Annotated in this window: 34 protein-coding genes and 1 riboswitch; of the genes, 8 read left to right on the top strand and 26 right to left on the bottom strand. The window is 46.0% G+C overall.

Translation table 11 applies throughout. From position 1 onward, the window contains the following. Window positions 1–9: 9 nt before the first annotated feature. The 9 genes from spoIIIAE to HWY38_RS16155 all read right to left on the bottom strand — a co-directional run bounded on the left by spoIIIAE (window position 10) and on the right by HWY38_RS16155 (window position 6,126). Complete coding sequence (spoIIIAE, locus tag HWY38_RS16195) at window positions 10–1,218, bottom strand: stage III sporulation protein AE (RefSeq protein WP_003153145.1); 1,209 nt, start codon at window positions 1,216–1,218, stop codon at window positions 10–12. A 32-nt stretch (window positions 1,219–1,250) separates the two neighbouring features. Then, the gene (spoIIIAD, locus tag HWY38_RS16190) at window positions 1,251–1,640 is read right to left on the bottom strand and encodes a stage III sporulation protein AD (protein WP_071392571.1); all 390 of its coding nucleotides are present in this window, start codon (window positions 1,638–1,640) and stop codon (window positions 1,251–1,253) included. A 12-nt stretch (window positions 1,641–1,652) separates the two neighbouring features. Beyond that, window positions 1,653–1,859, bottom strand: coding sequence for a stage III sporulation protein AC (gene spoIIIAC, locus HWY38_RS16185; RefSeq protein WP_003153142.1), 207 nt, complete (start codon window positions 1,857–1,859; stop codon window positions 1,653–1,655). Between the two features lie 22 nt (window positions 1,860–1,881). Further along, window positions 1,882–2,397, bottom strand: coding sequence for a stage III sporulation protein SpoIIIAB (spoIIIAB, locus tag HWY38_RS16180; protein ID WP_032874046.1), 516 nt, complete (start codon window positions 2,395–2,397; stop codon window positions 1,882–1,884). Then, window positions 2,391–3,314, bottom strand: coding sequence for a stage III sporulation protein AA (gene spoIIIAA, locus HWY38_RS16175; protein ID WP_015417804.1), 924 nt, complete (start codon window positions 3,312–3,314; stop codon window positions 2,391–2,393). Before spoIIIAA ends, spoIIIAB begins: the two co-directional genes overlap by 7 nt. 77 nt (window positions 3,315–3,391) lie before the next feature. After that, a complete protein-coding gene (locus tag HWY38_RS16170; protein ID WP_003153124.1) occupies window positions 3,392–3,673 on the bottom strand; it encodes a YqhV family protein in 282 nt (93 codons plus the stop codon). 147 nt (window positions 3,674–3,820) lie between these two features. Beyond that, window positions 3,821–4,378 carry an elongation factor P gene (gene efp / locus HWY38_RS16165; protein WP_003153123.1) on the bottom strand — a complete coding sequence of 186 codons (558 nt, stop codon included), beginning with the start codon at window positions 4,376–4,378 and terminating at the stop codon, window positions 3,821–3,823. 24 nt (window positions 4,379–4,402) lie between these two features. Continuing rightward, window positions 4,403–5,464, bottom strand: a complete 1,062-nt coding sequence (locus tag HWY38_RS16160) for a M24 family metallopeptidase (protein WP_032874041.1) — start codon at window positions 5,462–5,464, stop codon at window positions 4,403–4,405. A gap of 131 nt (window positions 5,465–5,595) precedes the next feature. Next, complete coding sequence (locus HWY38_RS16155; RefSeq protein ID WP_224182221.1) at window positions 5,596–6,126, bottom strand: YqhR family membrane protein; 531 nt, start codon at window positions 6,124–6,126, stop codon at window positions 5,596–5,598. Between the two features lie 220 nt (window positions 6,127–6,346). Between HWY38_RS16155 and HWY38_RS16150 the strand changes: the two genes are divergently transcribed. Together HWY38_RS16150 and HWY38_RS16145 are read left to right on the top strand one after the other, a co-directional pair. Beyond that, window positions 6,347–7,303 (top strand): DUF1385 domain-containing protein, encoded by a 957-nt coding sequence (locus HWY38_RS16150; RefSeq protein ID WP_003153120.1) that lies wholly within the window; start codon window positions 6,347–6,349, stop codon window positions 7,301–7,303. 34 nt (window positions 7,304–7,337) lie between these two features. Further along, window positions 7,338–7,733: an SA1362 family protein gene (locus HWY38_RS16145; protein ID WP_007408340.1), complete on the top strand. Its 396-nt coding sequence runs from the start codon at window positions 7,338–7,340 to the stop codon at window positions 7,731–7,733. On the opposite strand, the gene HWY38_RS16140 is transcribed toward HWY38_RS16145, so the two are convergent. The 3 genes from HWY38_RS16140 to HWY38_RS16130 form a co-directional block, all read right to left on the bottom strand. Beyond that, the gene (locus tag HWY38_RS16140) at window positions 7,730–8,605 is read right to left on the bottom strand and encodes a patatin-like phospholipase family protein (protein ID WP_012117971.1); all 876 of its coding nucleotides are present in this window, start codon (window positions 8,603–8,605) and stop codon (window positions 7,730–7,732) included. The genes HWY38_RS16145 and HWY38_RS16140 overlap by 4 nt on opposite strands. A 114-nt stretch (window positions 8,606–8,719) precedes the next feature. Beyond that, window positions 8,720–9,148 (bottom strand): transcriptional regulator MntR, encoded by a 429-nt coding sequence (gene mntR, locus HWY38_RS16135; protein ID WP_007408338.1) that lies wholly within the window; start codon window positions 9,146–9,148, stop codon window positions 8,720–8,722. A 99-nt stretch (window positions 9,149–9,247) separates the two neighbouring features. Next, a complete protein-coding gene (locus HWY38_RS16130) occupies window positions 9,248–10,084 on the bottom strand; it encodes a biotin/lipoate A/B protein ligase family protein (protein WP_003153114.1) in 837 nt (278 codons plus the stop codon). A 192-nt stretch (window positions 10,085–10,276) separates the two neighbouring features. Between HWY38_RS16130 and HWY38_RS16125 the strand changes: the two genes are divergently transcribed. Further along, complete coding sequence (locus HWY38_RS16125) at window positions 10,277–10,657, top strand: rhodanese-like domain-containing protein (RefSeq protein ID WP_224182196.1); 381 nt, start codon at window positions 10,277–10,279, stop codon at window positions 10,655–10,657. A 52-nt stretch (window positions 10,658–10,709) separates the two neighbouring features. Here HWY38_RS16125 and gcvPB read toward each other — a convergent pair whose 3' ends face one another. From gcvPB to gcvT, 3 genes are read right to left on the bottom strand one after another with little or no spacing between them, the layout of a single operon-like run. Then, the gene (gene gcvPB / locus HWY38_RS16120; protein ID WP_224182195.1) at window positions 10,710–12,185 is read right to left on the bottom strand and encodes an aminomethyl-transferring glycine dehydrogenase subunit GcvPB; all 1,476 of its coding nucleotides are present in this window, start codon (window positions 12,183–12,185) and stop codon (window positions 10,710–10,712) included. Continuing rightward, window positions 12,178–13,524: an aminomethyl-transferring glycine dehydrogenase subunit GcvPA gene (gene gcvPA / locus HWY38_RS16115; RefSeq protein ID WP_105937525.1), complete on the bottom strand. Its 1,347-nt coding sequence runs from the start codon at window positions 13,522–13,524 to the stop codon at window positions 12,178–12,180. The genes gcvPB and gcvPA overlap by 8 nt, the downstream gene beginning before the upstream one ends. 14 nt (window positions 13,525–13,538) lie before the next feature. Further along, window positions 13,539–14,639, bottom strand: a complete 1,101-nt coding sequence (gcvT, locus tag HWY38_RS16110) for a glycine cleavage system aminomethyltransferase GcvT (protein WP_224182194.1) — start codon at window positions 14,637–14,639, stop codon at window positions 13,539–13,541. Between the two features lie 178 nt (window positions 14,640–14,817). Then, a riboswitch (glycine riboswitch) is annotated at window positions 14,818–14,918 on the bottom strand. Between the two features lie 144 nt (window positions 14,919–15,062). Between gcvT and HWY38_RS16105 the strand changes: the two genes are divergently transcribed. From HWY38_RS16105 to sinR, 4 genes are all read left to right on the top strand, one after another. Then, entirely contained in the window at window positions 15,063–16,733 is a 1,671-nt protein-coding gene (locus HWY38_RS16105; protein ID WP_224182193.1) for a DEAD/DEAH box helicase, read from the top strand. A gap of 21 nt (window positions 16,734–16,754) precedes the next feature. Then, a complete protein-coding gene (locus HWY38_RS16100; RefSeq protein ID WP_224182192.1) occupies window positions 16,755–17,549 on the top strand; it encodes a YqhG family protein in 795 nt (264 codons plus the stop codon). Window positions 17,550–17,725: 176 nt separating this feature from the next. Next, window positions 17,726–17,899 carry an anti-repressor SinI gene (gene sinI / locus HWY38_RS16095; protein WP_003153105.1) on the top strand — a complete coding sequence of 58 codons (174 nt, stop codon included), beginning with the start codon at window positions 17,726–17,728 and terminating at the stop codon, window positions 17,897–17,899. Between the two features lie 33 nt (window positions 17,900–17,932). Further along, window positions 17,933–18,268, top strand: coding sequence for a transcriptional regulator SinR (gene sinR / locus HWY38_RS16090; protein ID WP_003153104.1), 336 nt, complete (start codon window positions 17,933–17,935; stop codon window positions 18,266–18,268). A 47-nt stretch (window positions 18,269–18,315) separates the two neighbouring features. Here the strand turns inward: sinR and tasA are convergent, their stop codons facing one another. From tasA to tapA, 3 genes are all read right to left on the bottom strand, one after another. Continuing rightward, the gene (gene tasA, locus HWY38_RS16085) at window positions 18,316–19,101 is read right to left on the bottom strand and encodes a biofilm matrix protein TasA (RefSeq protein WP_003153102.1); all 786 of its coding nucleotides are present in this window, start codon (window positions 19,099–19,101) and stop codon (window positions 18,316–18,318) included. 63 nt (window positions 19,102–19,164) lie between these two features. Next, on the bottom strand, window positions 19,165–19,749 hold the full coding sequence (sipW, locus tag HWY38_RS16080; RefSeq protein WP_012117977.1) for a signal peptidase I SipW: 585 nt from the start codon (window positions 19,747–19,749) through the stop codon (window positions 19,165–19,167). Further along, the gene (tapA, locus tag HWY38_RS16075) at window positions 19,721–20,392 is read right to left on the bottom strand and encodes an amyloid fiber anchoring/assembly protein TapA (RefSeq protein WP_003153099.1); all 672 of its coding nucleotides are present in this window, start codon (window positions 20,390–20,392) and stop codon (window positions 19,721–19,723) included. The genes sipW and tapA overlap by 29 nt, the downstream gene beginning before the upstream one ends. Before the next feature lie 258 nt (window positions 20,393–20,650). On the opposite strand from tapA, the gene HWY38_RS16070 reads away from it, so the two are divergent. Further along, window positions 20,651–20,980, top strand: a complete 330-nt coding sequence (locus tag HWY38_RS16070; protein ID WP_003153097.1) for a DUF3889 domain-containing protein — start codon at window positions 20,651–20,653, stop codon at window positions 20,978–20,980. Window positions 20,981–21,019: 39 nt separating this feature from the next. On the opposite strand, the gene HWY38_RS16065 is transcribed toward HWY38_RS16070, so the two are convergent. The 8 genes from HWY38_RS16065 to comGA are packed head-to-tail and all read right to left on the bottom strand — an operon-like array spanning window position 21,020 to window position 25,175. Beyond that, window positions 21,020–21,199 carry a YqzE family protein gene (locus HWY38_RS16065; RefSeq protein WP_003153093.1) on the bottom strand — a complete coding sequence of 60 codons (180 nt, stop codon included), beginning with the start codon at window positions 21,197–21,199 and terminating at the stop codon, window positions 21,020–21,022. A gap of 56 nt (window positions 21,200–21,255) precedes the next feature. Further along, complete coding sequence (gene comGG, locus HWY38_RS16060) at window positions 21,256–21,633, bottom strand: competence type IV pilus minor pilin ComGG (protein ID WP_014305410.1); 378 nt, start codon at window positions 21,631–21,633, stop codon at window positions 21,256–21,258. Then, window positions 21,634–22,029: a competence type IV pilus minor pilin ComGF gene (comGF, locus tag HWY38_RS16055; protein WP_046559876.1), complete on the bottom strand. Its 396-nt coding sequence runs from the start codon at window positions 22,027–22,029 to the stop codon at window positions 21,634–21,636. It lies immediately after the preceding gene. Window positions 22,030–22,042: 13 nt separating this feature from the next. Beyond that, the gene (gene comGE, locus HWY38_RS16050; RefSeq protein ID WP_015388003.1) at window positions 22,043–22,357 is read right to left on the bottom strand and encodes a competence type IV pilus minor pilin ComGE; all 315 of its coding nucleotides are present in this window, start codon (window positions 22,355–22,357) and stop codon (window positions 22,043–22,045) included. Next, window positions 22,341–22,778: a competence type IV pilus minor pilin ComGD gene (gene comGD / locus HWY38_RS16045; RefSeq protein WP_043867285.1), complete on the bottom strand. Its 438-nt coding sequence runs from the start codon at window positions 22,776–22,778 to the stop codon at window positions 22,341–22,343. Before comGD ends, comGE begins: the two co-directional genes overlap by 17 nt. After that, a complete protein-coding gene (gene comGC / locus HWY38_RS16040; RefSeq protein ID WP_003153087.1) occupies window positions 22,768–23,076 on the bottom strand; it encodes a competence type IV pilus major pilin ComGC in 309 nt (102 codons plus the stop codon). Before comGC ends, comGD begins: the two co-directional genes overlap by 11 nt. 4 nt (window positions 23,077–23,080) lie before the next feature. After that, entirely contained in the window at window positions 23,081–24,118 is a 1,038-nt protein-coding gene (gene comGB, locus HWY38_RS16035) for a competence type IV pilus assembly protein ComGB (protein ID WP_024085602.1), read from the bottom strand. Beyond that, window positions 24,105–25,175: a competence type IV pilus ATPase ComGA gene (gene comGA, locus HWY38_RS16030; protein ID WP_003153083.1), complete on the bottom strand. Its 1,071-nt coding sequence runs from the start codon at window positions 25,173–25,175 to the stop codon at window positions 24,105–24,107. The genes comGB and comGA overlap by 14 nt, the downstream gene beginning before the upstream one ends. Between the last annotated feature and the right edge of the window lie 11 nt (window positions 25,176–25,186).

Genomic DNA, 25,186 nt, shown 5'->3' with positions numbered 1-25,186 from the left:
GGGCCTCCTTTATTTCATCATCATGGTGAGGTTGCCTGCTGTAATAATGACTGTGATGCTGAGGAAAAACATGAGAGAGACGATGGCGAGCGCCGCGAAAATATACAGCACGCTTCTGCTGATGACGCCGAGGCACGTAATGACGGGCCCGCCTCCGAGCGGCTGCAGAATAGCGGCCGCGAGCTTATAAATAAAAGCGAGCGAGAGCACTTTGATCGCCGGAAACGCGGAGATGCAGATCAAAATTCCGACTCCTAGGATTCCCACGGTGTTTTTTAATAGGAGCGATGCGCTGATGACCGTATCCGTCGCATCCGTAAACATCCGGCCGAGCACGGGAATAAAATTGCCTGTGATAAATTTTGCAGTCCTGAGCGTAATCCCGTCCGTCACGGCAGCCGAAGCCCCCTGTACGGAGATGACGCCGAGAAACACGGTGAGAAATACGGCAAGCGCGCCGATCGCGATATTTCTGAGCAGATTGGCAAGCTGCGTGACTTTATATTGATCCGTCATCGTGCTGACGATGCTTAAAATCGCTGACAGGAAAATAAGCGGCATGACAATGTTTTGAATGAGAAGGCCGCTCGTATTCATCAGAAATAAAATAACGGGGTGAAAAAAAGCTGCGGAGACGGCTCCCCCGGAAGACGCCAAAAGCGCGAGTAAAAGCGGGATGAGCGCGAGAATGAAACTTGTCATCGTCTGGATCGCTTCACTGGCATAATTGACGGCAACATGAAAGCTGTTTAAAGCGAGAATAATCAGCACCATGTAGACGATTGCATAAGCCACTTTGCTGACGGTGCTCTGCTGAAACGCATTTTGCAAAAGCTGCAGAATGACACAAAAAATGGTGAGAAGAATCAAAGTTCCCAGAAGCTTTCCGTTTGCGAGCACTTCATGAAACAAGTATGAAAATAAAGCCTTCAGCCATGCCTCCGGCGAGAACGTTTTTTCACCGTTAATAAAGTCGATGATGCTTCCCTTTTGGCTTTCAGGCAGAAGACCGCCGTATTCTGTCATGATGTCGTCCCAAAACTTTCCGATGCCTTCTGTTTTCAGCGCTTCGGCCTGCTTTTTCGCCACTTCATCAGCGGATTCTTGGTGAACTGCGGTTTCCTGCGACGCACCGTCTGTTCCGGCAGCTTGTACACATTCAGTCTGAAAAAATAAGAGGATGAACAAAAAAGCCCCCGCCCACCGAAAGCGCTTCATTTTTTGTGCCCCCCTTTCTATTTTATTGATGATCAAGAAGGAATAAGTCCGAGAATCGTTTCAATAATGACGGTGAGTATCGGCACGGCCATTACCAGTATCAGAATTTTTCCGGCCAGCTCTATTTTCGAAGCAATCGCTCCCTGGCCCGCATCCTTTGTCAGCTGCGCACCGAATTCAGCGATGTAGGCGATGCCGATAATTTTTAAAATGGTTTCCACATAGACCATATTGACATTTGCATTGACGGCTATTTTTTCTATCATTCTGATAATGTCGTAAATCTGATCGATGAGATAGAGAAAGATCACGCAGCCGCTGAAGACGACAATCATAAACGCGAAAGTCGGTTTCTGTTCTTTTACGATCAGGGAGAGAAACGTGGCGATCAGGCCTAAACCTACAATTTGAACAATCTCAATCTGTAAGCCCCCCTATCCTTGGAATAGAAACACAGCTTTGATCTTTTTGAACAGGTCATCGACAATCGTCGCCACCATAAATAAAATATAGATAAAGCCAAGCAGCGTCACCCACTGGGCGTATTCTTTTTTTCCCATTTGATCAAGTATGGTGTGCAGAAACGCAACCACGATACCGACTCCGGCGATTTGAAAAATGACATTTACGTCGACTCCCATTTTATGTTTGCTCCCCTCATGTTTACATCAATAGAAGAATGAGTAACAGTCCGGCTAAAAATCCTAAGCTTTTCACCATTTTTTCATTTTTCGCCTGCGCCCGTCCGGCATCCGCTTCCGCCGCTTCCAAATGTGTAAGCGCAAGCTTGATATGTTTCTGCTGAGAAACACGGTCATGGAGCCCGAGCGTCTCTCCGAATTGCTTCAGCACATCATATTCGCTTTTTTTCATCGCCATGGAAGGCCAGTTATGTTTCAAGCTCTGTTCCCAAGCCGTTTTGGCGGAATCACTTCCCTGCTCAAGCCTTCTGCTGAAAGCTTGAAACAGTAACGATACAGGTTTGGAAAGCTGTGCGGCAATTTGTCCCGAGGCGGTATGCAGCGGTGTATGCCCGAACATGATTTCCGCTTCAAGCGATTGGAGCGCCGCGCGCAGCTGGCGGATCTGCCTCGGCCTTTCAATATACATTTTGGCGATCTCAAATCCGGTCCATGTCGTCGCTGTCAGAATAAACACGGCACCCAAAAGCTTCAGCATGTCATCACGCTTTCAGCATGCGGAACAGGTTCCCCGTCCTTTCCGTACATCCTGCTGATCGTTCCCGGACCGCGGCGCCTTGACAGTTCAACATACCGGTCAAACACGTTTTCCTCCCAAAGCATTTTCAGCGACGGCCTCTTTACCAAGTCTTTCATATTCCACCCGTGCGCAGATACGATAACAGATACGCCCGCATGGAGCGCCTCCAGCAGCGCTTGTGAGTCTTCCATTCTCCCTATTTCATCAACAATAATGACATCAGGACTCATAGAGCGAATCATCATCATCAGCCCTTCCGCCTTCGGACAGGCATCAAGGACATCGATTCTGCGGCCGAAACTGTGCTGGGGAATGCCCCGCAGGCAGCCGGCAATTTCTGAACGTTCATCTACGATACCTGTCTTTTTCGCCGGAATGCGTTTTGATCCGGTGCTGGAAAGCCGGGCCAAATCACGAAGCAAGGTCGTTTTCCCCGTTTGCGGAGGACCGATGATCAGCGTGTTCAGCCAGTTTTCTTTCCATAAGAAAGGAATGAGCGGTTCTGCGATCCCCAGCTTCTCCCGGGCGATTCGGATATTAAAAGAAGTAATATCCCGGAGTCCTTTGACGGCTCCGTTTTCGACGATGACTCTTCCGGCCAGCCCCACACGGTGGCCTCCTCTGATTGTGATGTATCCTTTTTTCAGCTCTTCTTCCAGCGTGTACATACTGTAATTGCTGAGCCGGCTGAGGATCAGCTGTGCGTCGCCGGCCGTACAGACATATGACAAATACAAAGGTTGTCCTTTTTGGATCAGTTCAACCGGCCTGTCGACGCGGATTCTGATTTCTTCTGTATCCCGCCTCGCTTCTTCGGGCACGGCGGAGATGGCATGTCTCAATAATTCAGGGAGAACCTCTGTAATTTCATTCAATAGAGTCTCCTCCTTTTTTACCGATTGGCTTCTTTAAAATGTATGATCCGGGACAGACTTTATGACACCCCGGCCCTCTATTTATGCACACCGGCCAAAATCAGCACCACTCCCGCAAAAATCAATATTAATTTTGCATATGAGAGCTGTCCGGCAATCTGATAAATGCCGATCGTCATTGTGATGATAAAGATCAGCGGGCCGACGATTGCCAAAATACTATTCACCACAACCGCTTTTCTGATGTCGTTTGTCAAAAGCATGATAATAGCGGCCGATAATTCAATGAGCGAGGACAAAACTCGTAAACCGGCCATCGTTAAAACAGTAGAATTGATTGAACCAAACAAAAATTTCATTGCAATCCCCCAACTTCAAGCATTTTGTTACACTATATGCTCTAGCTTACGGAAGTAGTCTCACTATTTTCATATAGAAGAAAGATTCTGATGCAGAACGCAAAAAAAGCCTGCCCCCTAAAAGGAGCAGACTCCGAATTTCTATAACTACGCTCTTGAGACGTAAGAACCGTCTGATGTATTTACAACTAGCGTATCGCCTTCGTTCACGAAAAACGGAACGTTTACGACAAGACCTGTTTCCGTTTTGGCAGGTTTTGTGCCGCCTGACGCCGTGTCGCCTTTAATTCCCGGCTCAGTTTCAACAACTTTCAGTTCAACTGTGTTAGGCAGTTCAATACCGAGCGTTTCAGACTGATACATCATGATGTGCACAGACATATTTTCCAGAAGATATTTTAATTCTTCTTCGATTTGGTTTTCGTTCAATTCAAGCTGTTCATATGAGCTTGTATCCATGAACACGTGCTGATCGCCGTTGGCATAAAGATACTGCATCGTTTTTGTTTCGATTTGCGCTTTCGCGACTTTTTCACCTGCACGGAATGTTTTCTCCTGAATAGCGCCCGTGCGCAGGTTACGCAATTTAGAACGGACAAATGCCGCTCCTTTTCCCGGCTTTACGTGCTGGAAGTCAACGACGCGCCAAATGCCGCCGTCTACTTCAATCGTTAGTCCTGTACGAAAATCGTTAACTGAAATCATGTTTGATGTCCTCCTATATTCCGATCACAAAATAATTAATTCTTTTGGGGAATGCGTAATTGTCCGGTTGCCGTCCTCAGTGATGATGATATCATCTTCGATTCTTGCGCCCCCAACATCCGGTATGTATATGCCCGGCTCGACCGTTACCGCCATGCCCGGCTCAAGAACGGCCGATGACCTGAAAGACAGCCCCGGTGATTCATGGACTTCCATTCCGAACCCGTGTCCTGTCGAATGGCCGAAATACTGTCCGTAGCCTTTTGCGGTGATGTGATCCCTCGTCAGGGCGTCCGCTTCTTTTCCCGTCATGCCGGGTTTAATATGCAGGACACCAAGCGCTTGGGCATCGTATACGACCTGATAAATCTCTTTCAGTTTATCACTTGGCTCTCCGACCGCGACGGTGCGTGTGATATCAGAACAATAGCCTTTATAATAAGCGCCGAAATCGAGCGTGACCAAGTCTCCCTTTTCAATCAATTTGCCGCTTGCCACTCCGTGGGGAAGGCTGGATCTGACTCCCGAGGCGACGATCATATCAAAGGAAGAGCCGTCTGCTCCTTGACGTCTCATATAAAATTCAAGCTCGTTTGCAACTGAAATCTCTGAGATGCCTGGTTTGATAAACGTCAGAATATGTTCAAACGCATCGTCCGCAATCTTCGCAGCTTCCTCTAATATCTTAATCTCTTCACTTGACTTAATCAAGCGCAACTTTTCAACGGAATCCGCGACGGGAACCATCTCCGCTTCCTGCAGCACAGCTTGGTAGGATGCATATGTTCCGTACGTCATGCTGTTTTGCTCGAAGCCGAGTTTTTTAATGCCGTACTCAAGAATCGTATCCGCAGCCGTTTGGATTAAGCTTCCGCCGTGCTCGATAATGTCAAAACCCTTCACTTGCGTCTTCGCCTGCTCGGTGTAACGGAAATCCGTGATAAATGCCGCACGTTCTTTCGATATGACCGCAAGGCCTGACGAACCCGTAAATCCCGTCATATACTGCAGATTGGCGGAGCTTGTCACCAATATTCCGTCTATATCCAGCTGACCGAAAAGATTTCGCAATTTCTCAAGTTTCATTCCCTTTCTCCTCCTCGCCGATTCTTGACTGCCGCCTGACAACGCGGGAGCATCCCCGCTCGGTTTTCAGCATAAAAAATGTTCACTTCTCGTGAACATTTTACCATACCGGACAGGGATTATACACTTATTCACTTGTTGCCAAGCGCCCTTGCAAGCTTGTCTGACGTAAGTTCATTGTAGTTGAAGGAAATTGAGTAGCCGACAAACAAACCGTACAGAATGTAAAGGCAAAGCGTCGTCACGATTGTATCTGATTTCAATTCAGTGACGGATTTCACATCTTCGAAAATCGGATTGAATAAGAAAAAAACCGCACACCATAAAATGATGCCGTACACCATTCCCGGCCACATGGTTTTAAAACGCTTCAGGCACACGAAATAAATGAACGCTCCGGCAATTGAAATCAACCCGATGACAACGATGCTGACCATCGTGCCGAGCCATTGTTTTTTCCATTCTCCGATCATAAACGGCTGAAGAATCATGTTGGGGCTGATCTCTGAAAAATGAAAGACATACCCGAGATAGCCGATCAAACTCCAAAATACACCGCCGGCAAATCCGATACCGCAAATTCTGCCGGTAAATGAAACAGGCTGCTGATCATCCTCCTGCTTCTTTTTTTCTTCCTGTTCTGAATGTTTTTCGCTTGTCATCATGGCACCTCCAGTCATAGACTGCCCCAAAATTGAAAAGTCATAAAAAGCTGTGCCATATTTTCATTCAATGAGTAAAATCTAAAGAAAAAGGGTATACTGCATGTGAAAAAGCATTGATTTTCCGGCTGTCTAACTAGAGGTTTACCGAGGTTTCCTGTACAATAGAGTGAAAGGAAATGGTTAGTAAATCCTAAGAAAACAGGCAGGTTGATAAACAATGTCCAAACAAAAAACGCCCCCTGCATACGGCGGGCAGGCTGTCGTTGAAGGAGTCATGTTCGGCGGCAGAAAAAACTATGTTACCGCCATCCGCAGGAATGACGGAAGCATTGATTTTTTCAAGCTTCCGAGAGTGCCGAACGCCAAGCTTTCGGCTTTAAAAAAGATTCCTTTTTTGCGGGGAATCGTCGCCATCATTGAGGCGAGCGCCAACGGCACAAAGCATTTAAACTTTTCCAGCGAACGTTACGGGCTTGATCCTCAAGATGACGCCAAACTGGAGCAGGAAGATAAGAAGGGTTCGGGCTTATCGATGTTTTTCAGCTTGGCGGTGATCGGCGTTCTGTCGTTTTTGTTCAGCAAATTCGTTTTTACGCTCGTCCCGGTCTTCTTAGCGGAGCTTGTAAGGCCCGTATTTTCCTCAGACGCCGCGCAGATCGGAATCGAAAGTCTGTTTAAGCTGATTCTGCTTCTCGGCTACATTTATTTTTTATCAATGACGCCGTTAATTAAAAGAGTGTTTCAATATCATGGAGCCGAACATAAGGTCATAAACTGTTATGAACAGAATTTGCCAATTACAATAGAAAATGTTCAGAAACAGTCACGGCTTCATTACCGTTGCGGTTCAAGCTTTATTTTATTTACGATCATTGTCGGCATGTTCGTCTATTTACTCGTTCCGACAGATCCGCTTTGGGTGCGGATTTTAGACAGGATTGCGCTTATACCTGTCGTTCTCGGCATCTCCTTTGAAGTGCTTCAGCTGACGAACAGAGTGCGGAATATCCCCGTTTTGAAAGTGCTCGGTTATCCCGGCCTGTGGCTGCAGCTTTTAACGACAAAGGAACCGGCGGATGACCAGGTCGAGGTTGCCATAGAAAGCTTTAACGAGCTTCTCAGACTGGAAGACATTTCAGAACAGAGCGAAAAGCCGTCTCACAACGTAATCTGAACCGTTACCGTTATTATTTTGGAGGTGGGCAGTTATGAATCATCGTGTACAACCTTTTTTTGCTGTATTGATAGCCCTTGGCGCATTCGGTTTCATTTATGCGGCGGTAACCAACCCCGGGCAGATGATTTCAAGAGCGATCACCGTTATTATCGCAGGCATCATTATTTATTTTATCGTGAGGACGGTCCTGAACCGCCGCACCGGCCGTGACGGAACCGCTTTCAGAAAAGCGGCCAGACAATCGCGGCTCCGAATGAAGGAGCAAAAAGCGAAGCACCGCGCCGGACACAGAGGCCGGGTCAGCCATTTGCGGAGCGTGCCGAGCAGCAGCAGACCGAAGCCGATGATTCTTAAGAAAAAAAGCCAGACCCAGCTTACCGTCATAGAAGGTAAAAAGAATAAAAAGAAAAACAGAGCGCTTTTTTAATAGCTCCATTGCTTCAAAAATTGCTCTGTTCTGCTTTTTCCTAGCTCAATGAGAGCTAGTTTTTTTTGCGGTGTGAGATGAAACTCCGTCGCCATCACATGTTCCACCGGAATAAAAATAATATTCTGTTCGTACTTTGTCGCGATATGCCTGGCATCATGAGCGTCTTTCATCGTTTCAAACAAAGCCCCGAACAGCTCAAAAGCGTTGCGGATTGATTTTTTCGGGCGCTCTTTTTCGTTGGGCGAAAGCGAAATTCCGATGACCGGCCGTTTGCGTTCTTTTGAATACAGCCAAATCGGGAAATTGCTTAACACGCCGCCGTCAACGACCGTTGAGGTGCCTTTTTCGGTCTTCAGTTTTATCGGTTCAAAAAAATAAGGAATGCTGCAGCTCATTCTGACGGCTCTGGCAACCGGGAACATCTCCGGATTTAATCCGTAGCGGGGAAGATCGTCAGGAAGCACGATCATCGTTCCGTTCGTCAGATCTGAAGCGATGAGACGGAGCGAGCCTTTTTTCAAATCGCCGAACGCGATGATGCCCTTCGCTTTTAATTTATCCGCAATCCATTTTTCCAGCATATCGCCTCTGTATAGTCCGAGGCGCCAATATATCGACACCCACCGCAGGATTTTCAGCGGGAGGAATGAGTATCTCTGATCAAGCAATTGCCTTCCGTCCACCTCATCTATGATGGAATGAACCTCTCTGCTCGTATAGCCCGCAGCGATAAATGCGGCAATAATTGCGCCGGCGCTTGTTCCGGCGAGCCTTTCAAAGCGAAAGCCCTTTTCTTCCAGCGCTTCATAAGCGCCGGCAAGCGCCACCCCTTTTATCCCCCCGCCCGAAAATACGCCGTCAATCTGCATAGCGCGCCCTCTCCCTTCCATCTCAAGGTGTATTATTATTTTAAGAAACGGCTGGGCGAAATAGACCAAAGAATGAAGACATTAAAAAAAGGGCGCCCCATTTCGGGCTGCCCTTTATTCACCGGGATTTTCGGTTTTTTTCTGTACGGATTTCAATTCTTTTTTCCGGCTTTCGTCATCTTCAAAATACTGAACGAGGTCGCCGATGCGGTCAATGCTGTTCCAGCTCAGATGATGTTCGATTCCTTCAACATCATTGTAAATCTTCTCTTCATCAACACCAATGATTCTTAAAAACTGCTCAAGCAATTCGTGTCTGTATACGAGCCGTTTGCCGATCTTTTTGCCTTTTGACGTCAATACGAGCCCGCGATATTTTTCATAAATCAAATACTCGTCTTTATCTAGTTTTTGAACCATTTTCGTTACAGAGGAGGGGTGGACTGCCAAAGCTTCCGCAATATCAGAAACCCGTGCATATCCTTTTTCTTCTATCAGCATATAAATCTGTTCAATATAATCTTCCATACTTGGTGTTGTCATAAGTAACCCTCCCAAAAAGCACCTTAACTTTATAAACCATTACAAGTTTACACTAACGGTCATGAAAAAACAAGGATGCTTCCGGTCTGTCAAGCCTTATCAGCGCTTATAATTCCATTCATCAGACGCGTATTTCGTCTCAGCCAGCTCATTGACAAATGCAAGCTCTTCAGACGTGAGTGTGTAAGGCTCAAGATGAATGTTCAGCCCTTCCTCAAAACCGGCTTTAAAAGCGATTCTGGCCTCATCCATCGTTACCCGTTTCGGCGCTAAGGCGTTGATGGCTACCGCTTTGTTTTTGAAATTCCGCTGCATGCGCTCACGGACTCTGTCGCTCGGATATAAAAACAGATCAAACAGCTTATCCTCATCAATGTCAAGCAGGATGGAACCGTGCTGAAGAATGACGCCTTTTTGGCGTGTCTGTGCGCTTCCGGCAACTTTCCGTCCTTCGACGACCAGTTCATACCACGAAGGCGCATCAAAGCAGACGGACGAGCGCGGATTTTTCAAGCTTTCTTTTTCTTTCTCCGTTCGCGGAATCGCAAAGCAGGCATCAAGTCCAAGGTTTCTGAATCCCTGCAGAATACCTTCTGAAATCACCCGGTACGCCTCTGTCACCGTGGCCGGCATTTCCGGGTGATCCTCTGAAACGATTACGCTGTATGTCAATTCTTTATCATGCAGAACACCCCGTCCGCCTGTCGGTCTTCTGACAAACCCGAGGCCGTGTTTATGTACTGCGTCAAAGTTAATTTCCTTCTTAATATTTTGAAAATACCCGACAGACAAAGTTGCCGGATTCCAGCCGTAAAAACGGATCACCGGAGGAATTTTTTTTTGGCTGTGCCAATATAAAAGCGCTTCATCCAGCGCCATGTTAAATGCCGGGCTTTCATTCCCTGAGTCAATAAACCGCCATGTTTCTTTTTCCATACACTGAACCCTTCTTTATCGTTTTAATAAAATCAGTTTAACAAACTGCCTTGAAAATGAAAAATATTTCGTTTCATTAAGGATGACAATCGCTTCATGCTTTACTATAATAGTATTTGTCCCAAAACGTCCGGTAAGCCTTGTTTTCAGGAAGCAGGGTTTTATTTTATAAGCTAAAGGAGTAGAATCGCATTGTCTAATATGATTGCTTTAATTATTGTTGCGGCGTTTATCGTTTATATGATCGTGTCGTATTTTTACCAGCAGCGTTTAATGAAAACACTTACGGAAGAGGAATTCCGCGCGAGCTACAGAAAAGCGCAGCTGATTGACGTCCGTGAACCGAATGAATTTGAAGGCGGCCATATTCTCGGCGCGCGCAACATTCCGCTGTCACAGCTGAAACAGCGCAAAAGTGAAATCCGTCCTGACAAACCCGTTTATCTGTACTGCCAAAACAATGTCCGCAGCGGACGCGCGGCACAGACGCTCCGCAAACACGGCTGTAAAGATATTTACAACCTGAAAGGCGGATTTAAAAAATGGGGCGGAAAAATTAAAGCAAAAAACTAATCATAAAAAAAGAGCTGTCCGTTTTATACGGAAGCTCTTTTTTTACACCGTGTCAGCGGATGACGTGAGGTGTATGTTCGTACTTTAAAACCGGCTTTCTTGCCGCCTTGGTTTCATCCATTCTTTTGACAACTGTTGTATGCGGCGCCTCCTGAACGATTTCAGGCGATTCCTCCGCTTCCCGCGCAATTTGAATCATGGCATCTATAAACGCATCAAGCGTTTCCTTTGATTCCGTTTCCGTCGGTTCGATCATGATGCTTTCTTCAACATTGAGAGGAAAATACACAGTCGGCGGATGATAGCCGAAGTCTAAAAGCCGTTTGGCAATATCAAGCGTTCGTACGCCGAGCTTTTTCTGCCTTCTTCCCGATAACACAAATTCATGCTTGCAATGACGGTCATACGGGAGATCATAATAAGGCGCGAGTCTTCTCATCATATAATTTGCATTTAAAACCGCGTTTTCGGTCACAGCTTTTAAGCCGTCAGGCCCCATGGAACGGATATACGTGTAGGCTCTGACATTAATGCCGAAGTTGCCGTAATAAGGTTTTACGCGCCCGATCGACTGCGGCCGGTCATAGTCAAAAGTCAAACGGCCCTCTTTTTTCGTGAGAACGGGTTTCGGCAGATACGGAATGAATTCTTTTTTTACGCCGACCGGCCCTGAGCCAGGTCCTCCCCCGCCGTGCGGCCCGGTAAATGTTTTATGCAGATTAAGGTGAACGACGTCAAATCCCATATCTCCCGGTCTTGCTTTACTTAACACGGCATTTAAATTCGCTCCGTCATAATAAAGCTTTCCGCCGGCTTGATGGACGATTTCAGCCATTTCCGTAATGTTTTCCTCAAATAACCCGAGGGTGTTCGGATTCGTCAGCATCAGCGCCGCTGTTTCTTCGTTTACCGCTCTTTTCAAATCTTCAATGTCAACCAGCCCGTGCTCATTTGACTTAACGGTAATCGTTTCAAAACCGGCGACCGTGGCGGATGCCGGATTCGTACCGTGGGCTGAATCAGGGACAATCACCTTCGTTCGTCCGAAGTCTCCCCGCGCTTCGTGATAGGCGCGGATCATCATCAGGCCGGTCCATTCGCCGTGAGCGCCCGCCGCAGGCTGCAGCGTCACCTCGTCCATGCCCGTAATCTCCTCCAAGTGTCCGCTTAAATCGTATAAAAGCTCAAGCGCCCCCTGAACAGTATCCTCGTCCTGAAGCGGATGAATAGCGGAAAAACCTGCGAACCGGGCAATTTTTTCATTTAATTTCGGATTGTATTTCATCGTACAGGAGCCGAGCGGATAAAAGCCTGAATCAACTCCGTGGTTTCTCCTAGAAAGAGCGGTATAATGCCGCATAATATCAAGCTCTGATACTTCCGGCAGCTTTGCGTCTTCATCGCGGATATAGTCACCGGGAAGAAGGCTTTCAAGCTCTGTTTCCGGCACATCAAGCTCCGGAAGGCTGTAACCGACACGCCCTTCGCGGGACATTTCAAAAATAAGCGCCTGATCTTGATTATTCATGTTGATCCCCCAATCCCGCAATAAGCGAATCGATCTCTTCTTTCGTTCTCAGCTCTGTGACGGCAATGAGCATATGCTGATTCAGTTCCGGATACGCAAGGCCTAAGTCATATCCGCCGATGATGCCGTCTTGCAGGAGCCGCCGGTTTGCTTCCTTGACGGGAAGATTCAGCCTGACGGCAAATTCATTAAATATCGGGCCATCAAATGCTACGTGTAAGCCGGCTTTTTCCGCTTGGCGTCTCGCGTAATCAGCTTTCAATATATTTTGGCGGGCCATGTCTTTGACGCCGTTTTTTCCGAGCGCCGTCATCGCGACTGAAGCCGCTAAAGCATTCAGCGCCTGATTTGAACAAATGTTAGACGTGGCTTTGTCTCTTCTGATATGCTGCTCGCGCGCCTGAAGAGTGAGAACAAAACCTCTTCGCCCGTTTTCATCCTCCGTTTGGCCGACAAGCCGGCCCGGCACCTTTCTCATCAGTTTTTTCGTTACTGCAAAATAGCCGCAGTGCGGGCCGCCGAACGCCGCAGGTATGCCGAAAGGCTGCGCGTCCCCGACGACGATATCAGCTCCGTATGCCCCGGGCGGTCTCAAAATACCGAGCGCGAGCGGGTTTGAAGAAACAATCAGCTGGCTGTTTCCTTTATGTGCGAGCGGCTCAATGTCCTTTAACGGCTCGATTTGTCCGAAGAAGTTCGGATATTGGACGATCACGGCGGCCGTTTCATCACAAACGGCATGTTCCAATGCTTCAAGATCTGTGACGCCGTTTTTCGCGGGCACCTCTACAACCTCAATATATTGGCCCTTTGCGTATGTTTTCAAAACATCCCGTGATTCCGGATGAACGGCTGCGGAAATGACGATTTTTTTCTTTTTCGTATGGCCTGACGCAAGCATCGCCGCTTCCGCCAGCGCCGTTCCCCCGTCGTACATAGAGGAGTTTGCGATATCCATTCCCGTTAATTCACAGATCATCGTTTGAAATTCAAAAATCGCCTGCAGCTCTCCTTGTGAGATTTCAGGCTGGTAAGGTGTATATGCCGTGTAAAACTCTGATCGGGATATCACATGATCGACGATAACCGGCTGGTAGTGATCGTACACTCCTGCCCCCAGAAAAGATGCATATGTAACAGCGTCTTTATTTTTCGCCGCAAGCTTCGTCAGCTCTCTCGTCAGCTCAGTTTCTGACTTTGCTTGTTTAATGCGGTAGTCTTTTTGAAACCGTACATTTTCCGGAATATCGGCAAACAGTTCATCAATTGTTTCTGCGCCGATGGCTTTCAGCATTTCTTTTTTATCCTGTTCTGTCGCGGGCAAATATCGATGCTTCATATGACTCTCCTTTTTCAGCTCTGTTTTGGACGTTTATAAAACGGTGTGCGGACAATCTTCGCTTTTACCGTTTTTTTACGGATTTCCACTTCTACTTCCGTTCCGACTTCACTGAATTCCGTTTTGATTAAGGCAAGGCCGATATTTTTCTTTAAAGTCGGAGATTGCGTGCCTGTCGTGACTTCACCGATCGGAACACCGTCTTTTTTCACGGCATATCCGTGTCTCGGAATCCCTTTTTCAATCATCTCAAGTCCGACCAGCTTTCGCGGGGCTCCTTTTTCTTTCTGTTCGCGCAATACAGACTTCCCGAAAAAATCGGAATCTTTCTTGTGTTTCACGGCAAATCCGATTCCGGCTTCAATCGGTGTAATATCTTTCGTCAATTCCTGACCGTATAAAGCAAGCTTCGCTTCAAATCTCAGCGTATCACGGGCGCCGAGGCCGCACGGAACGAGGCCTTCATGCTCTCCCGCTGCAAGTATCTCCTTAAATAGATGAACCGCATCTTCATTGCGGCAATATAACTCAAATCCGTCTTCACCGGTATAGCCTGTTCTTGAAAGCAGGACTTGACGTCTGGCAACGTCCGCCTCGTCAATAAATGTAAACGGCTTTAAGGAGGACAAATCACATTCAGTCAGCTTCGCAAGAACCGACTGAGCATTCGGCCCCTGAACAGCAAGCAGTGAAATCCCGTCAGACTGATTCGTCAGCGTGACATCGCCTTCCGTATGTTCCGTCAGCCAAGCGATGTCTTTTTCAATATTAGACGCGTTAATCACGAGCAGATAGCAGCTCTCGCTTTTCTGATAGATCAGCAAGTCATCGACCGTACCGCCGTCAGGATAACACATGGCGGTATAGAGCGCGTTTCCCGGCTTTAAATCGGCAACGTCATTTGTCATCATTTTTTGGAGAAAAGACAGGGCGTCTTTACCGGATACTTCGACTTCCCCCATATGGGACACATCAAACAGGCCCGCTTTTGTGCGGACGGCTTCATGCTCCTCTTTAATAGAAGAAAATTGAACCGGCAGCTCCCATCCTCCAAAATCAATTGTTTTTCCGCCGTATTCTTTATACACGTCATAAAGCGGTGTTCGTTTCAGCATCATCTTCCCCCTTCAGTCATTGGCGCATTGTAAAAACATATAAAAAAGGACAGAGAAACACCTCATGAAAATGAAGGTTTCTCTGTCCCGGCACCTGAAAGTTTACTTTATGAACATATCATAAAGACGTCCCCTTTGGTGGCCTGCTTCTTCTAAACGCAGACACTCTCCAGAGTTGCGTCGAGCAAGAGTTCTTTTGCCTGAGAGATTCACTCCGCAGTTTGCTCCTTCGGCGCCCGGACGCCCATCTTTCGTCCGAGTCTCTCCCCTTGCTGTCATTCGCTCATATTTACCAATTTTATGGACATACTAAAGCAATATCTTTTAGTGAAATCATTACTTATATCCTACCACCCTCACTTACGTCCGGCAACAAAAATTATGATAAATCAGTTTTTTAAAAGAAAGGCGGTTTTGTTACATATGACAGCAGAGATCATATTTGATGCAAACTGGCCGGGAGAGTTTTCTGAGCGGCTGAAAACGGACGGTCCCTGGTCAAATTGGGAGATGTACAAACTGTCGGCTGAAGTCCAGCAGACCCTTGCCATTCCTGAATTTGAAGGTTTGAGGGCTCCTTTATACCTTCCCGATTTCACTCCGCTTCCCCATCAGCTTGAAGTCGCGCAGAAAGTCGTTGAAAAAATGAACGGCAAGGCAATTTTGGCTGATGAAGTGGGGCTCGGAAAAACGGTGGAAGCGGGCCTGATTTTAAAAGAATATATGATTCGCGGGCTGGCCAAAAAAATCCTGATTCTTGTGCCGGCATCACTCGTTTCCCAGTGGGTGAAAGAGCTTCAGGAGAAGTTTTTAATACCCGCTGTTGAACAGAAAAAAAGCTATGTGTGGGAACAGTGCGATATCGTCGTTTCTTCTATTGATACGGCCAAACGCTCGCCTCACAAAGACATTGTGCTTTCTATTCCGTATGATCTCGTCATTATTGACGAGGCGCACAAGCTCAAAAACAGCAAAACGAAAAATTATGAATTTGCGAGAAGTCTTGTGAAGAAATACTGCCTGCTTCTGACGGCGACACCGATTCAAAACCGAATCGAAGAAATCTTCAATTTAGTGTCACTGTTAAAACCCGGCCATTTAGGAAACGAAAGCGGATTTCAAGAAACCTTCAATCGGAAGGACGGGATTGACGCTCATGAGCATTTGAAAGAGCTCGTCAATAAGGTGATGATCCGCAACACGCGGAGCGACACCGGCCTTACATGGACGAAGCGCCACGTGGAAACAGTGCCGATCACCTTTTCACCAACGGAACAGGCGCTTTACGATGACATCGTCGCACTGAAAAACGGCACGGAAAAGCCCGCCAGCGCATTTTCCATTATGACGCTGCAAAGAGAGTGCTGTTCAAGCAGGGAAGCCGTGTATATGACGCTCAAAAAAATGCTTGACCAAAAAGACAAACAAGCGCCCGCATTCGATGATCAGACGATCGCTAATTTAATGGACCGCATTAATCAAGTCACGCAAAACTCAAAAGCGATTCAAGTTGTTGACTTGATCCAAAAGATTAATGATAAAGTCATTATTTTCACTGAATACAGGGCGACACAGATTTACCTGCAATGGTTCCTTCAGCAGAACGGCATAAGCTCCGTTCCGTTCAGAGGCGGATTTAAACGCGGAAAAAAAGACTGGATGAAGGACCTCTTCCGCGGCAAAGTGCAAGTGCTGATCGCTACAGAAGCCGGAGGCGAAGGGATCAACCTGCAATTCTGCAACCATATTATCAATTATGACCTCCCGTGGAACCCGATGCGGCTTGAACAAAGAATCGGAAGGATTCACAGACTCGGTCAGGAAAGAGATGTCTATATCTACAATATGGCGACAAAACATACGGTGGAAGAGCATATCTTAAAACTTCTGTATGACAAAATTCATTTATTTGAAAATGTCGTCGGAGAATTAGATGACATCTTAACAAAAATCAAAGTGAGCAATTTCGAAGACCATTTGCATGATATTTTATGCCATTCGCTGACAGAGGAAGAAATGAGAATCAAAATGGACAATCTCACCTCTTTTCTGTCGTACGGTACGGAAAAGCCCGCCAGAAAAAAAGGATCTTAATCTAAAAGGAGGAAGCGCGACATGAGACAGCAGGAGGTTCACGAATTTTTACTGCGCTTTTTTGAAGCGAACCACTGTCCGATTACAGAACACGGGCCGGGTTTTATGACGGTTCAGTTGACGGTCGAGATGGACAAACAAATTATGAACCGCCCGTTTTATTGGCATTGGCGTGAAAAAACGGGCGGCGAACCGAACCCGATGAAGATTACGTTCATCACTGATAAAGAAACGGCTCCGGAGGATATGGACGGCGAGTTTATTTACTTTGGAGCCCCGCGCCTCTTTCAAATCTTTCAAGCAGTTAAACAAAATGGGAGATTTACAAGAATATATGAGAAAATTGTATCAGCCGGAGCCAGAGTGCCGCTTCAGCCCTGGCTTGGATTAAATGTAGTGATTTCATACCAATCCGACATGAAAAAAGACAGACTTTTGTCTTTAGGCCTGCATCTTGTTTCTGGAACAATTATAGAAGGGTTTCAGCAGAAGCTTGCACCGCTTCCGCTGACCTCGCAAATATCAGACTATTGCTTTACCATATCGCCGATGATTAAGCCGGAAAGCGGGATTAAAAGGATGGAGCATTACTTAAAAGACGCTGCCTCCAAAGAGCCGTCAGACTGGGCTGACAGCGCGATCGCCAGATGGAAAAAGGACCTCAGGCTGCTCGATCAGTTTTATGAGCAGACAGAAGAAAAACCTGAGGAATACCATTTGGAAAAACAAGCGCTGAAAGCCTTATATCAGCCGAAAATTCACATTCAGATTGAAAACGGCGGTTTATTTTTCCTGCAAAGTAATTTTTCTGGATAAGCGTTATCCATTCGACACCTTTCCCGTTTTTTCTGGAAATTCTATATTATAATAAAAGTATATAGAAAAAATTTCTGGCGTTTCGCATGCGATGAATCACTTCCAGACATGTAAAGATAAGGTCATGGGCGGATTGGCTGAAATACATAAACAAGTATTTTAGGAGGAGAAAATGCATGAAAAATGCAAAAATGGAATTTTCGCAATTAGATAAGGAATGGGTTGAGCTGATATTAGAAGCCCAAAAAGCAAATATCAGCCTAGAAGAAATACGCAAATACCTGCTTTCGCATAAAAAGTCTTCTCAACATATCCAGGCAGCCAGAAGTCATACCGTAAATCCTTTCTGAATGTGCTATAATATCACAAGGAAGGTGATGACATTGATTGGCCAGCGTATTAAACAATACCGAAAAGAAAAAGGCTACTCACTATCAGAACTAGCTGAAAAAGCTGGGGTAGCGAAGTCTTATTTAAGCTCAATAGAACGAAATTTACAGACGAACCCCTCCATTCAATTTCTCGAAAAAGTCTCCGCTGTTCTGGACGTCTCGGTTCATACTTTACTTGATGAAAAACATGAAACCGAATACGATGGTCAATTAGATAGTGAATGGGAGAAATTAGTTCGCGATGCGATGACATCCGGGGTATCAAAAAAACAATTTCGTGAATTTTTAGATTATCAAAAATGGAGAAAAGCGCAAAAAGAGGAGTAGTGCCGCCATATGTGCACAACTCCTCTTTTAACTGTCCGACTTTCGGATTAGTTTTTATCCTCACTGTGAGCCTTTTCATTTTCCTTGACGTAACCGTCTTTATCCGTATGATCTTTCTTAATGGTCAAGCCGTTCCATTGCGTGGCTTCAAAAGAGAATTGAAGAGAAATCGCATTGCCTTGGAACTTGTTTTGCACACTTAATCCGTCCGCAGTTTTTGCGGTGTCATTTTTAAATTGGATTTCCATTCTCACCTGGTCATAATCAGCAGGCGTTTTCGGAACTCCGTCGTACTCAGGAGCTGTTTTGCCGTTAATGGTTGCCACATTGACTTTCCCGCTCTCGCTCAGGAATTTCGGATCAATGTGCTTGCTGATCGCTTCGGCAGCTGCTTTATCCTGCTTTGTTGACATTAAGTATAAGTCTTTCAGGCTGGCCGCCTTTAAAATGATATTTTTAGGATAGCCGTTGCCCCCTTCTTTACCGACTGTCAGAACCGTAATTTCAAACTGGCTGAGGAAATCCTCCGCAGATTCATTGCCTTTCTTTGCTCCTTTAAAGTCAGTAAAATTCAAAGCCATCAGCACTTCTTTAATGGCAAGTGAACCGTTGTTTCTGAATTCAAAATCTTTCGTCAATTTATCACCTGGTTTTAAGTTTGACAAATTGACATTGGCTGATTGTTCTTTAGCCGATAAATCAAGTGTTCCTGACGCAAATGTAGCGTCCGTCGACTTCACATCATTAAATGCGGCCCATGTGCCTCCTCCTACTAATGCTAAACCGAGTGCGGCAGAGGCAACGCCCAAGCTTAATTTCTTTTTCATACCCATGTTTGTACTCCCCTTACTTTTTATTTTTTGTTATCAAATCCTGTCGCCAGGTTGCAACCGTATTCATGTGGAGATGGTTCCCTTTTTCGCATGTTCTTCCAGCGCTTTCGTTTTCCGCTCAATATCGCGGAGGGCGCTGACGATGACTGTTATTGAGTAAATCAAAAGCATGACGCCGGGAACGATTAACAGAATCGCCGTTCCGATCGGCTGGCTTGCCAAATGTATGACATATCCCGCATACGGAAGCTGATATCCCGTATACTGGGCCGCCACTTTTTCAGCTTGAACGGGGGCGGCATCCGGGGCGGCATTATGGTCCCCTTTTGTCTCAAACAGCAGGTTCCCGTCCTTTTTTGTGATCCCGATTATTCTGTGTGTGACGGCTGTTCCGTCATCTTGCGTAAAGGTGATCACATCCCCTTTTTTTAAGTCATTTACGTCAGAAATTTTCTTTACCGCTATGAGCGAACCCGTCTTAAATTCCGGGTCCATTGAACCCGACAGCACGGATTTCAGCGTATAGCCGAAGATGGCCGGCTCACCCCCGGAAGCCCGGGTCGAAATCACCGTTAACGTCAGCACAATAATCAGGCTGAAGATGACGGCATACAAAATATTACTGATCAGTTTCAGCGTTTTTTTCATGTTCTTCCCCGCTTTCTTTTACCGGCTCAGCCGGCTCTTTCTCCGTTTTCTTCAGATCGGAAACGGTTGCCTGTTCCCGGCATTTGACGAGTTTCATCGGTTTTGACCACTCAAATTGTTCTTCGTCCGCCGGATACCCTTCAGGCTTGTAAATCTTGAATGCGTATATGCCCGGCTGCAAAGACCGCTTTGACTCAATTTTATAAATCGTTTTGCTTTTTTTATCAGTAATAAGCCCTTTATCCACAACATTGCCGTTTCGTAAAGGCTGCTGCTGAGAAGTGATTTTATGGAGCTCCCATTTCCAGTCAGAAACAGTCCGCTCTTTTCCCTTATTCTCCAGCTCGGCATAGAGTTGAAGCGGCGCACACACGGTGCCTGACGTATCAGTTTGATTTGTTATATGTAAATCACTCTGATCCCAGCGTTCGTCATAACGGCAATCGTCATCCGTATATTGAAAATCTCCGCACGTTTGAACCGGGAGACTGAAGCTTTTCACATCATTGAAGGAGGAACTTGTATCACCTGTGAACTGAGCACATATCGTCACGGACAGGCAAAAAATGAACGAAAGCCGTAAAAATAGCATCATCCGCCATCTCACCTTGCCCTTTTTTTCCATTCGCAACAATCGGAACATGCCTTACCCCCTGTAAAACTGTTAATAAATATGACAACCGTTCTCTTTAAAGAACCTCATGAACAAAGTATAATCAAGGATTATCGTCTTGAAAAATGTCAAAATCGGTCAATTTGTTCGTTTTTGAGAATGGTATCTTTCAAAAACATCGTTTTGCTTCAAATTACACACCTTTTTGGAATTTTTTCTAATAAAACGTGAGAAAATAACGAGGTGCCTAGCACAAAATGGAAAGTATATACAGCGAAAGGACGAAGAATGATGATCACACAAAGTCTGATTTGCCTTTCTCTTCTTGTTTTCGGGGTTTCAGGAACAGCTCAGGCGGAAACGGTGCCTTATTATGCTGTTCACCATAAATCAAAATGGGAAAAGTTAGCAGAAAAAGAAGCTAAAAAAAGATATCCGCTCGCCCAAACGTTATTTATTCAAAAGGTGTGGGACCGGAAAAGAACGGACGAAGCAGTCAAACAATACCACTTGACATTGCGGGATGGCGCAAAAGAATTTGGTGTGTTTGTTACGATTTCTTTTAATCCCTACAGCCAAAAGGTAAATAAAATTGCCGTCATTGAGGAATACCAATAAGGCCCTCCTGATACAGGAGGACCTTTCGTGTGATTCGCTTTATTTTTTCCGCTGCATCCACAGCTTAAAACTGTACGGCAATATTCCGAACCAGTGCTGAGAAGCCGGCACTTTCTTTTCTTTCCGCACTTCTTTTCGCTCTCTCCGTTCCTGTTTCGGCGTATCGAAATATTTAACGAATTGCTCAGTCATATATTTTACATAATCATTTGTTTTCACGGCTCTCACCTCATAGTGCTGTCTTTACTATGAAGTGTTGTCCCGCCGCTTCTTTTTTATACTTCCGTCCATTGAATCAGCTGTTTCTTCTTCTGATCGAACAAAAGGTGAGCCTCCCGTCTCGTGCCTGACACTGTTTCGGCCTGAATTGTAACCTGAACCGTTTCCCGGCGATCACTCCCGGTGATGCGGAAGGAAACAGTTCCGTACGGAAAACGCTGTGTACCAGTTTGGACCTTTTGTCCCTGTGTCATATGGCGGCTTGACAGCAGCGCGCCGTTTTGGAGCAGATTCTCTCCGATCCAGTACTCCCCGGCCTCTTTCGCAAATGTTTTTCGGGTGATGAAATCAGATGAAGTATAGCTGATGACAAGTAAAACTGCGGCAGAAACAAACAGAACCGCGGGATAGATAAAACCGTCAGATTTGTACATTTAATCACCTTTTAAAGAGCTGTAAACCGGAATGACCGCCTGATTCTTTTTACCTGTAACGCTTGAGATCTCTAATAAGAGCAGGCCGTTTTTCACATCAGCCGTTAATGATGCCGCGTTTTGCAGGATCGGCACGTGGCCTTTTCCGTTTACTCTTTTCCTTATCATCTTATGATAAATTTCAAAACGCACTTCTTCGCCCCCTGTTTTCCGGCATGCTAACGCCCGTCCGCCGTCGGCCGGCTTCACAGTCTCAGCCTGTTTACATTCGTTCATGATCTGCTGAACGGCAATTTGATGCTCCCGGCTGTCTAATCCGCCGTTATCGGTCCGGTTTGATAAAAACAGATGTAAAATCGGGCCCAGGGTGCCTGATAGGAAAAGACAGACTGCCAAGGAGAACAAAACATTAAGAAGCGTAAAGCCAGTCTGTTTTAAGAATGCTGAGGCACATTTCTTTTTCGCCGCGGTCAGCCGCACACACTTTGTAATACTCACCATCCTCCTTCCACTTCACACCGGGAGACGGCGGCTTTTTTCCGGTCATCATATAAGTGCTGATATGTTTCTGAAGAAGCTGGTACGCTTCCTGGCGATCTTCTATTTTCAGACCATCTGTCAGCATGCCCGTCCAGACCGGAATGATAGACGTCATAAGGAACAGCCAAATGGCCATTGCTGATAGTGTTTCAATAGTAGAGAACCCTTTATTTCCGTTTAGCATGGACATTTCCGCTCCCTAAGTAAACTGTGATCTCATAGGTGAACCCGGCGCTCTTCAATCGAATCTTTCCTCCCGAATTCGGATGGCCTTTTTCGTTAAATTCAAGGCTCTCCGGTAAAGTCACAAGTGTAATGTGAAGCGAATCAAAAGAACGCTCGACAATCCTACCGCCTGACTGCAGTTTGTATTTATGCTCTTTTGGAAGAAAAGTGATTTTTGTTCTTTTATGTTCTGCGATAGCCGTTTCCTGCGCAAGCTGAATATCTTTTTGAAGCTGTTCTGTTTTTTGCCGCACGGCAAGGTGGGTGCAGACCGGCGGAACCGTCGTGAACAAAACCGTCAGCAGGACGGACGCCAGGCTTAACACAACCAGGCTTTCAAGAAGGGTAAACCCGTTTTCTGTCCGCCTGTTATTGTTCAACTGTAACTTCTCCGCCACTAATTAAGATCTGTTTACCATTCGGGCAGGCTGTATTCTTTTTGATATACCCCTCTGATTGTAAATCGTTCATATCCGGCATTTTACCTTCATGGTCGATTTCGTACGCCGTCACTTGGGCTTTCACCATATTCTGCAGTCCTTCACAGCCTTTATGCTGAATGCTTTGATTATGTTTTGTAACGTTAGGAATGGTGATTAAAAGCAGAATGGAAACGATAAATAAAACGATCAGCATTTCAATTAAAGTAAATCCATCTTGATTTTTCAGACGAAGCACTCCCTTACATTTGGTTCATCATCTGGTACATCGGCATCAGCATTGACATGTAGACAATTAAAATCATACCGGCCACAACACCGTAAATGACAGGCTGGAGAATGCCGGTATACTTCGCCGCGTTTTGTTCAAGACGCTCCATCATAAACTGGCTGTACGTATAAAGTTCGCGGTGAAGCAGGCCGTTTGCCTGTCCGTGGCTGACTGCAGCCGCAAGATCTTTTTCATAATACGGATGCCCGGAAAGAGCGGATTCTATGGTTTCTCCGGCTTTCAGACGTGTAATGAGCATCTCTGCTTCTTCACGATAAAAAGGCAGAAAAGATTGTTCTTTAAAAGCTGTTAAGCTGTCATAGATAGAAAGGCCGGATTTCAGAAGACTGCTGAGCTGTAAAGAGAAAAAGTAGCTGTTAAAAAGAACGGCCGCTTTTCCCAAGAGGGGTATTTTCACAACAATGAGCATTTTATCTTGCGGGGATTTTTTCTTACATAAGAACCAAACGTACAAAAACAAGCAGAAAGCGGCGGACAGCGCCAGTGCGCAGGCTTCATGAAAATGCCGAAAAAATGCAAAGATGAAAGCAGTCGCACCGGATGTATTCATATTCATTGATTGATAAATCCCAGAAAACTGCGGAATAATTAAACTTTGCAGGATATAAAACATGACACAGACGGAAGAAATTAAAAACATCGGATACCGGAGCATTTTTTTGATTTGATTCGTCTGCATGAGCTTTCTCTGTAATAATTCGCCGCTTTGTTTCATCGCCCCCGGCAATTCTCCGTGTTTCTCTGCGAAATAGCAGATAGAGACGGCTTCTTTATGAAAAGACAGTGCCTCAAGCACTTCGTAAAACGCATCACCTTCCCTCAGCCGGCGGATTCCGTCCGTCAGCTCTGCAAGCTGACGTTTATGCAGCTGGAGTTTCAGCAGTCTGAGCCCTTCAATCAGACTGTATCCTTTTTCCGTCATTTCACCGAGCCTTTTCAAAAAAGCCGCTTGATCCTTCAACGGCCAGGTTCGTTTAATCCGCTTCATGATACACCCACCGATCGTAATTGTCGGTTGTGACATAGCCGAGCGCGATTCCTTTTCTGATCAGCCTGCGGAGCGTCTGATATTGAAAATTGGCGTGCTCTCCCTTTGCTTCCTGAAAGCATTGGGTGAGGTTTTTCCCGTAGAGCAGTTCATAAATGCCCGCACGGCGGGTCTGCCTGTACATCCGGCAGTACACGGAACAGTTTTCCTCTTTGCAGAACGGACATGTTAAATCAACCAGACGCTGAGCGGCAATGGCAATGACGGTTTGTTCAATTTCTGTCATGTTCACCCCAAACTCCAGCAGCCTGTATATGGCGCCCTTAGCATCTCTTGTATGCAGGCTTGAAAGAACGAGGTGTCCCGTCATGGCCGCGCGGACTGCGATTTCAGCCGTTTCGGCATCTCTGATTTCCCCTAAGATGATCATATCGGGATCATGTCTTAAAATCGCTTTTAAACCGGCGGAATATGTGACTCCGGCTTTTTCATTCACCTGAACTTGCAACACATCCTCATCTCTTGTTTCTACGGGGTCTTCAAGCGTGACAATCCGCCGGTTGAAATGCCGTTTTGCATAGTTGACAAGCGAGTAAAGAGTGGTCGTTTTTCCAGAGCCGGTCGGGCCGGTAAACAGAAGCAGGCCGTGTGAATGCTTCAGAAAGGACAATAGTGCGGCGCCCGCCCCCCGAAATAAGGACAGTTTATCCAGAGGGGGAATCTGCCGCTTAGGCAAAAGCCTGATGACAAGACTTTCATCATTCATTGTCGGCAAGGTTGACATTCTCAAATGAACGGTTTCCGTCGGAAGCGGCAGAGACAATGACCCGTTTTGCGGCTTACGTCTTTCTCCTATATCCATGGCCGATAAAAACTTGAAATGAGAAATAAGCCTTACGCATTCCTCTTTTTTTAAGACTCTTTTTTTCACAAGAGCATGGCCGATGCGAAAATGAATGAAAGCATCCTTTTCTCTCGGCACAATGTGTATATCTGAAGCCCTTGCCGTATAGGCCTCGTTTATGATGTTCCTGCTGTATGTTTCAATATTTTTCACAAGACTTCCCT

Source organism: Bacillus sp. KS1 (genome assembly GCF_020075515.1).
GTDB lineage: Bacteria > Bacillota > Bacilli > Bacillales > Bacillaceae > Bacillus > Bacillus velezensis.
Note: the sequence above shows the minus strand (reverse complement) of the source record. Positions and strands in the feature narration are given on the sequence as shown.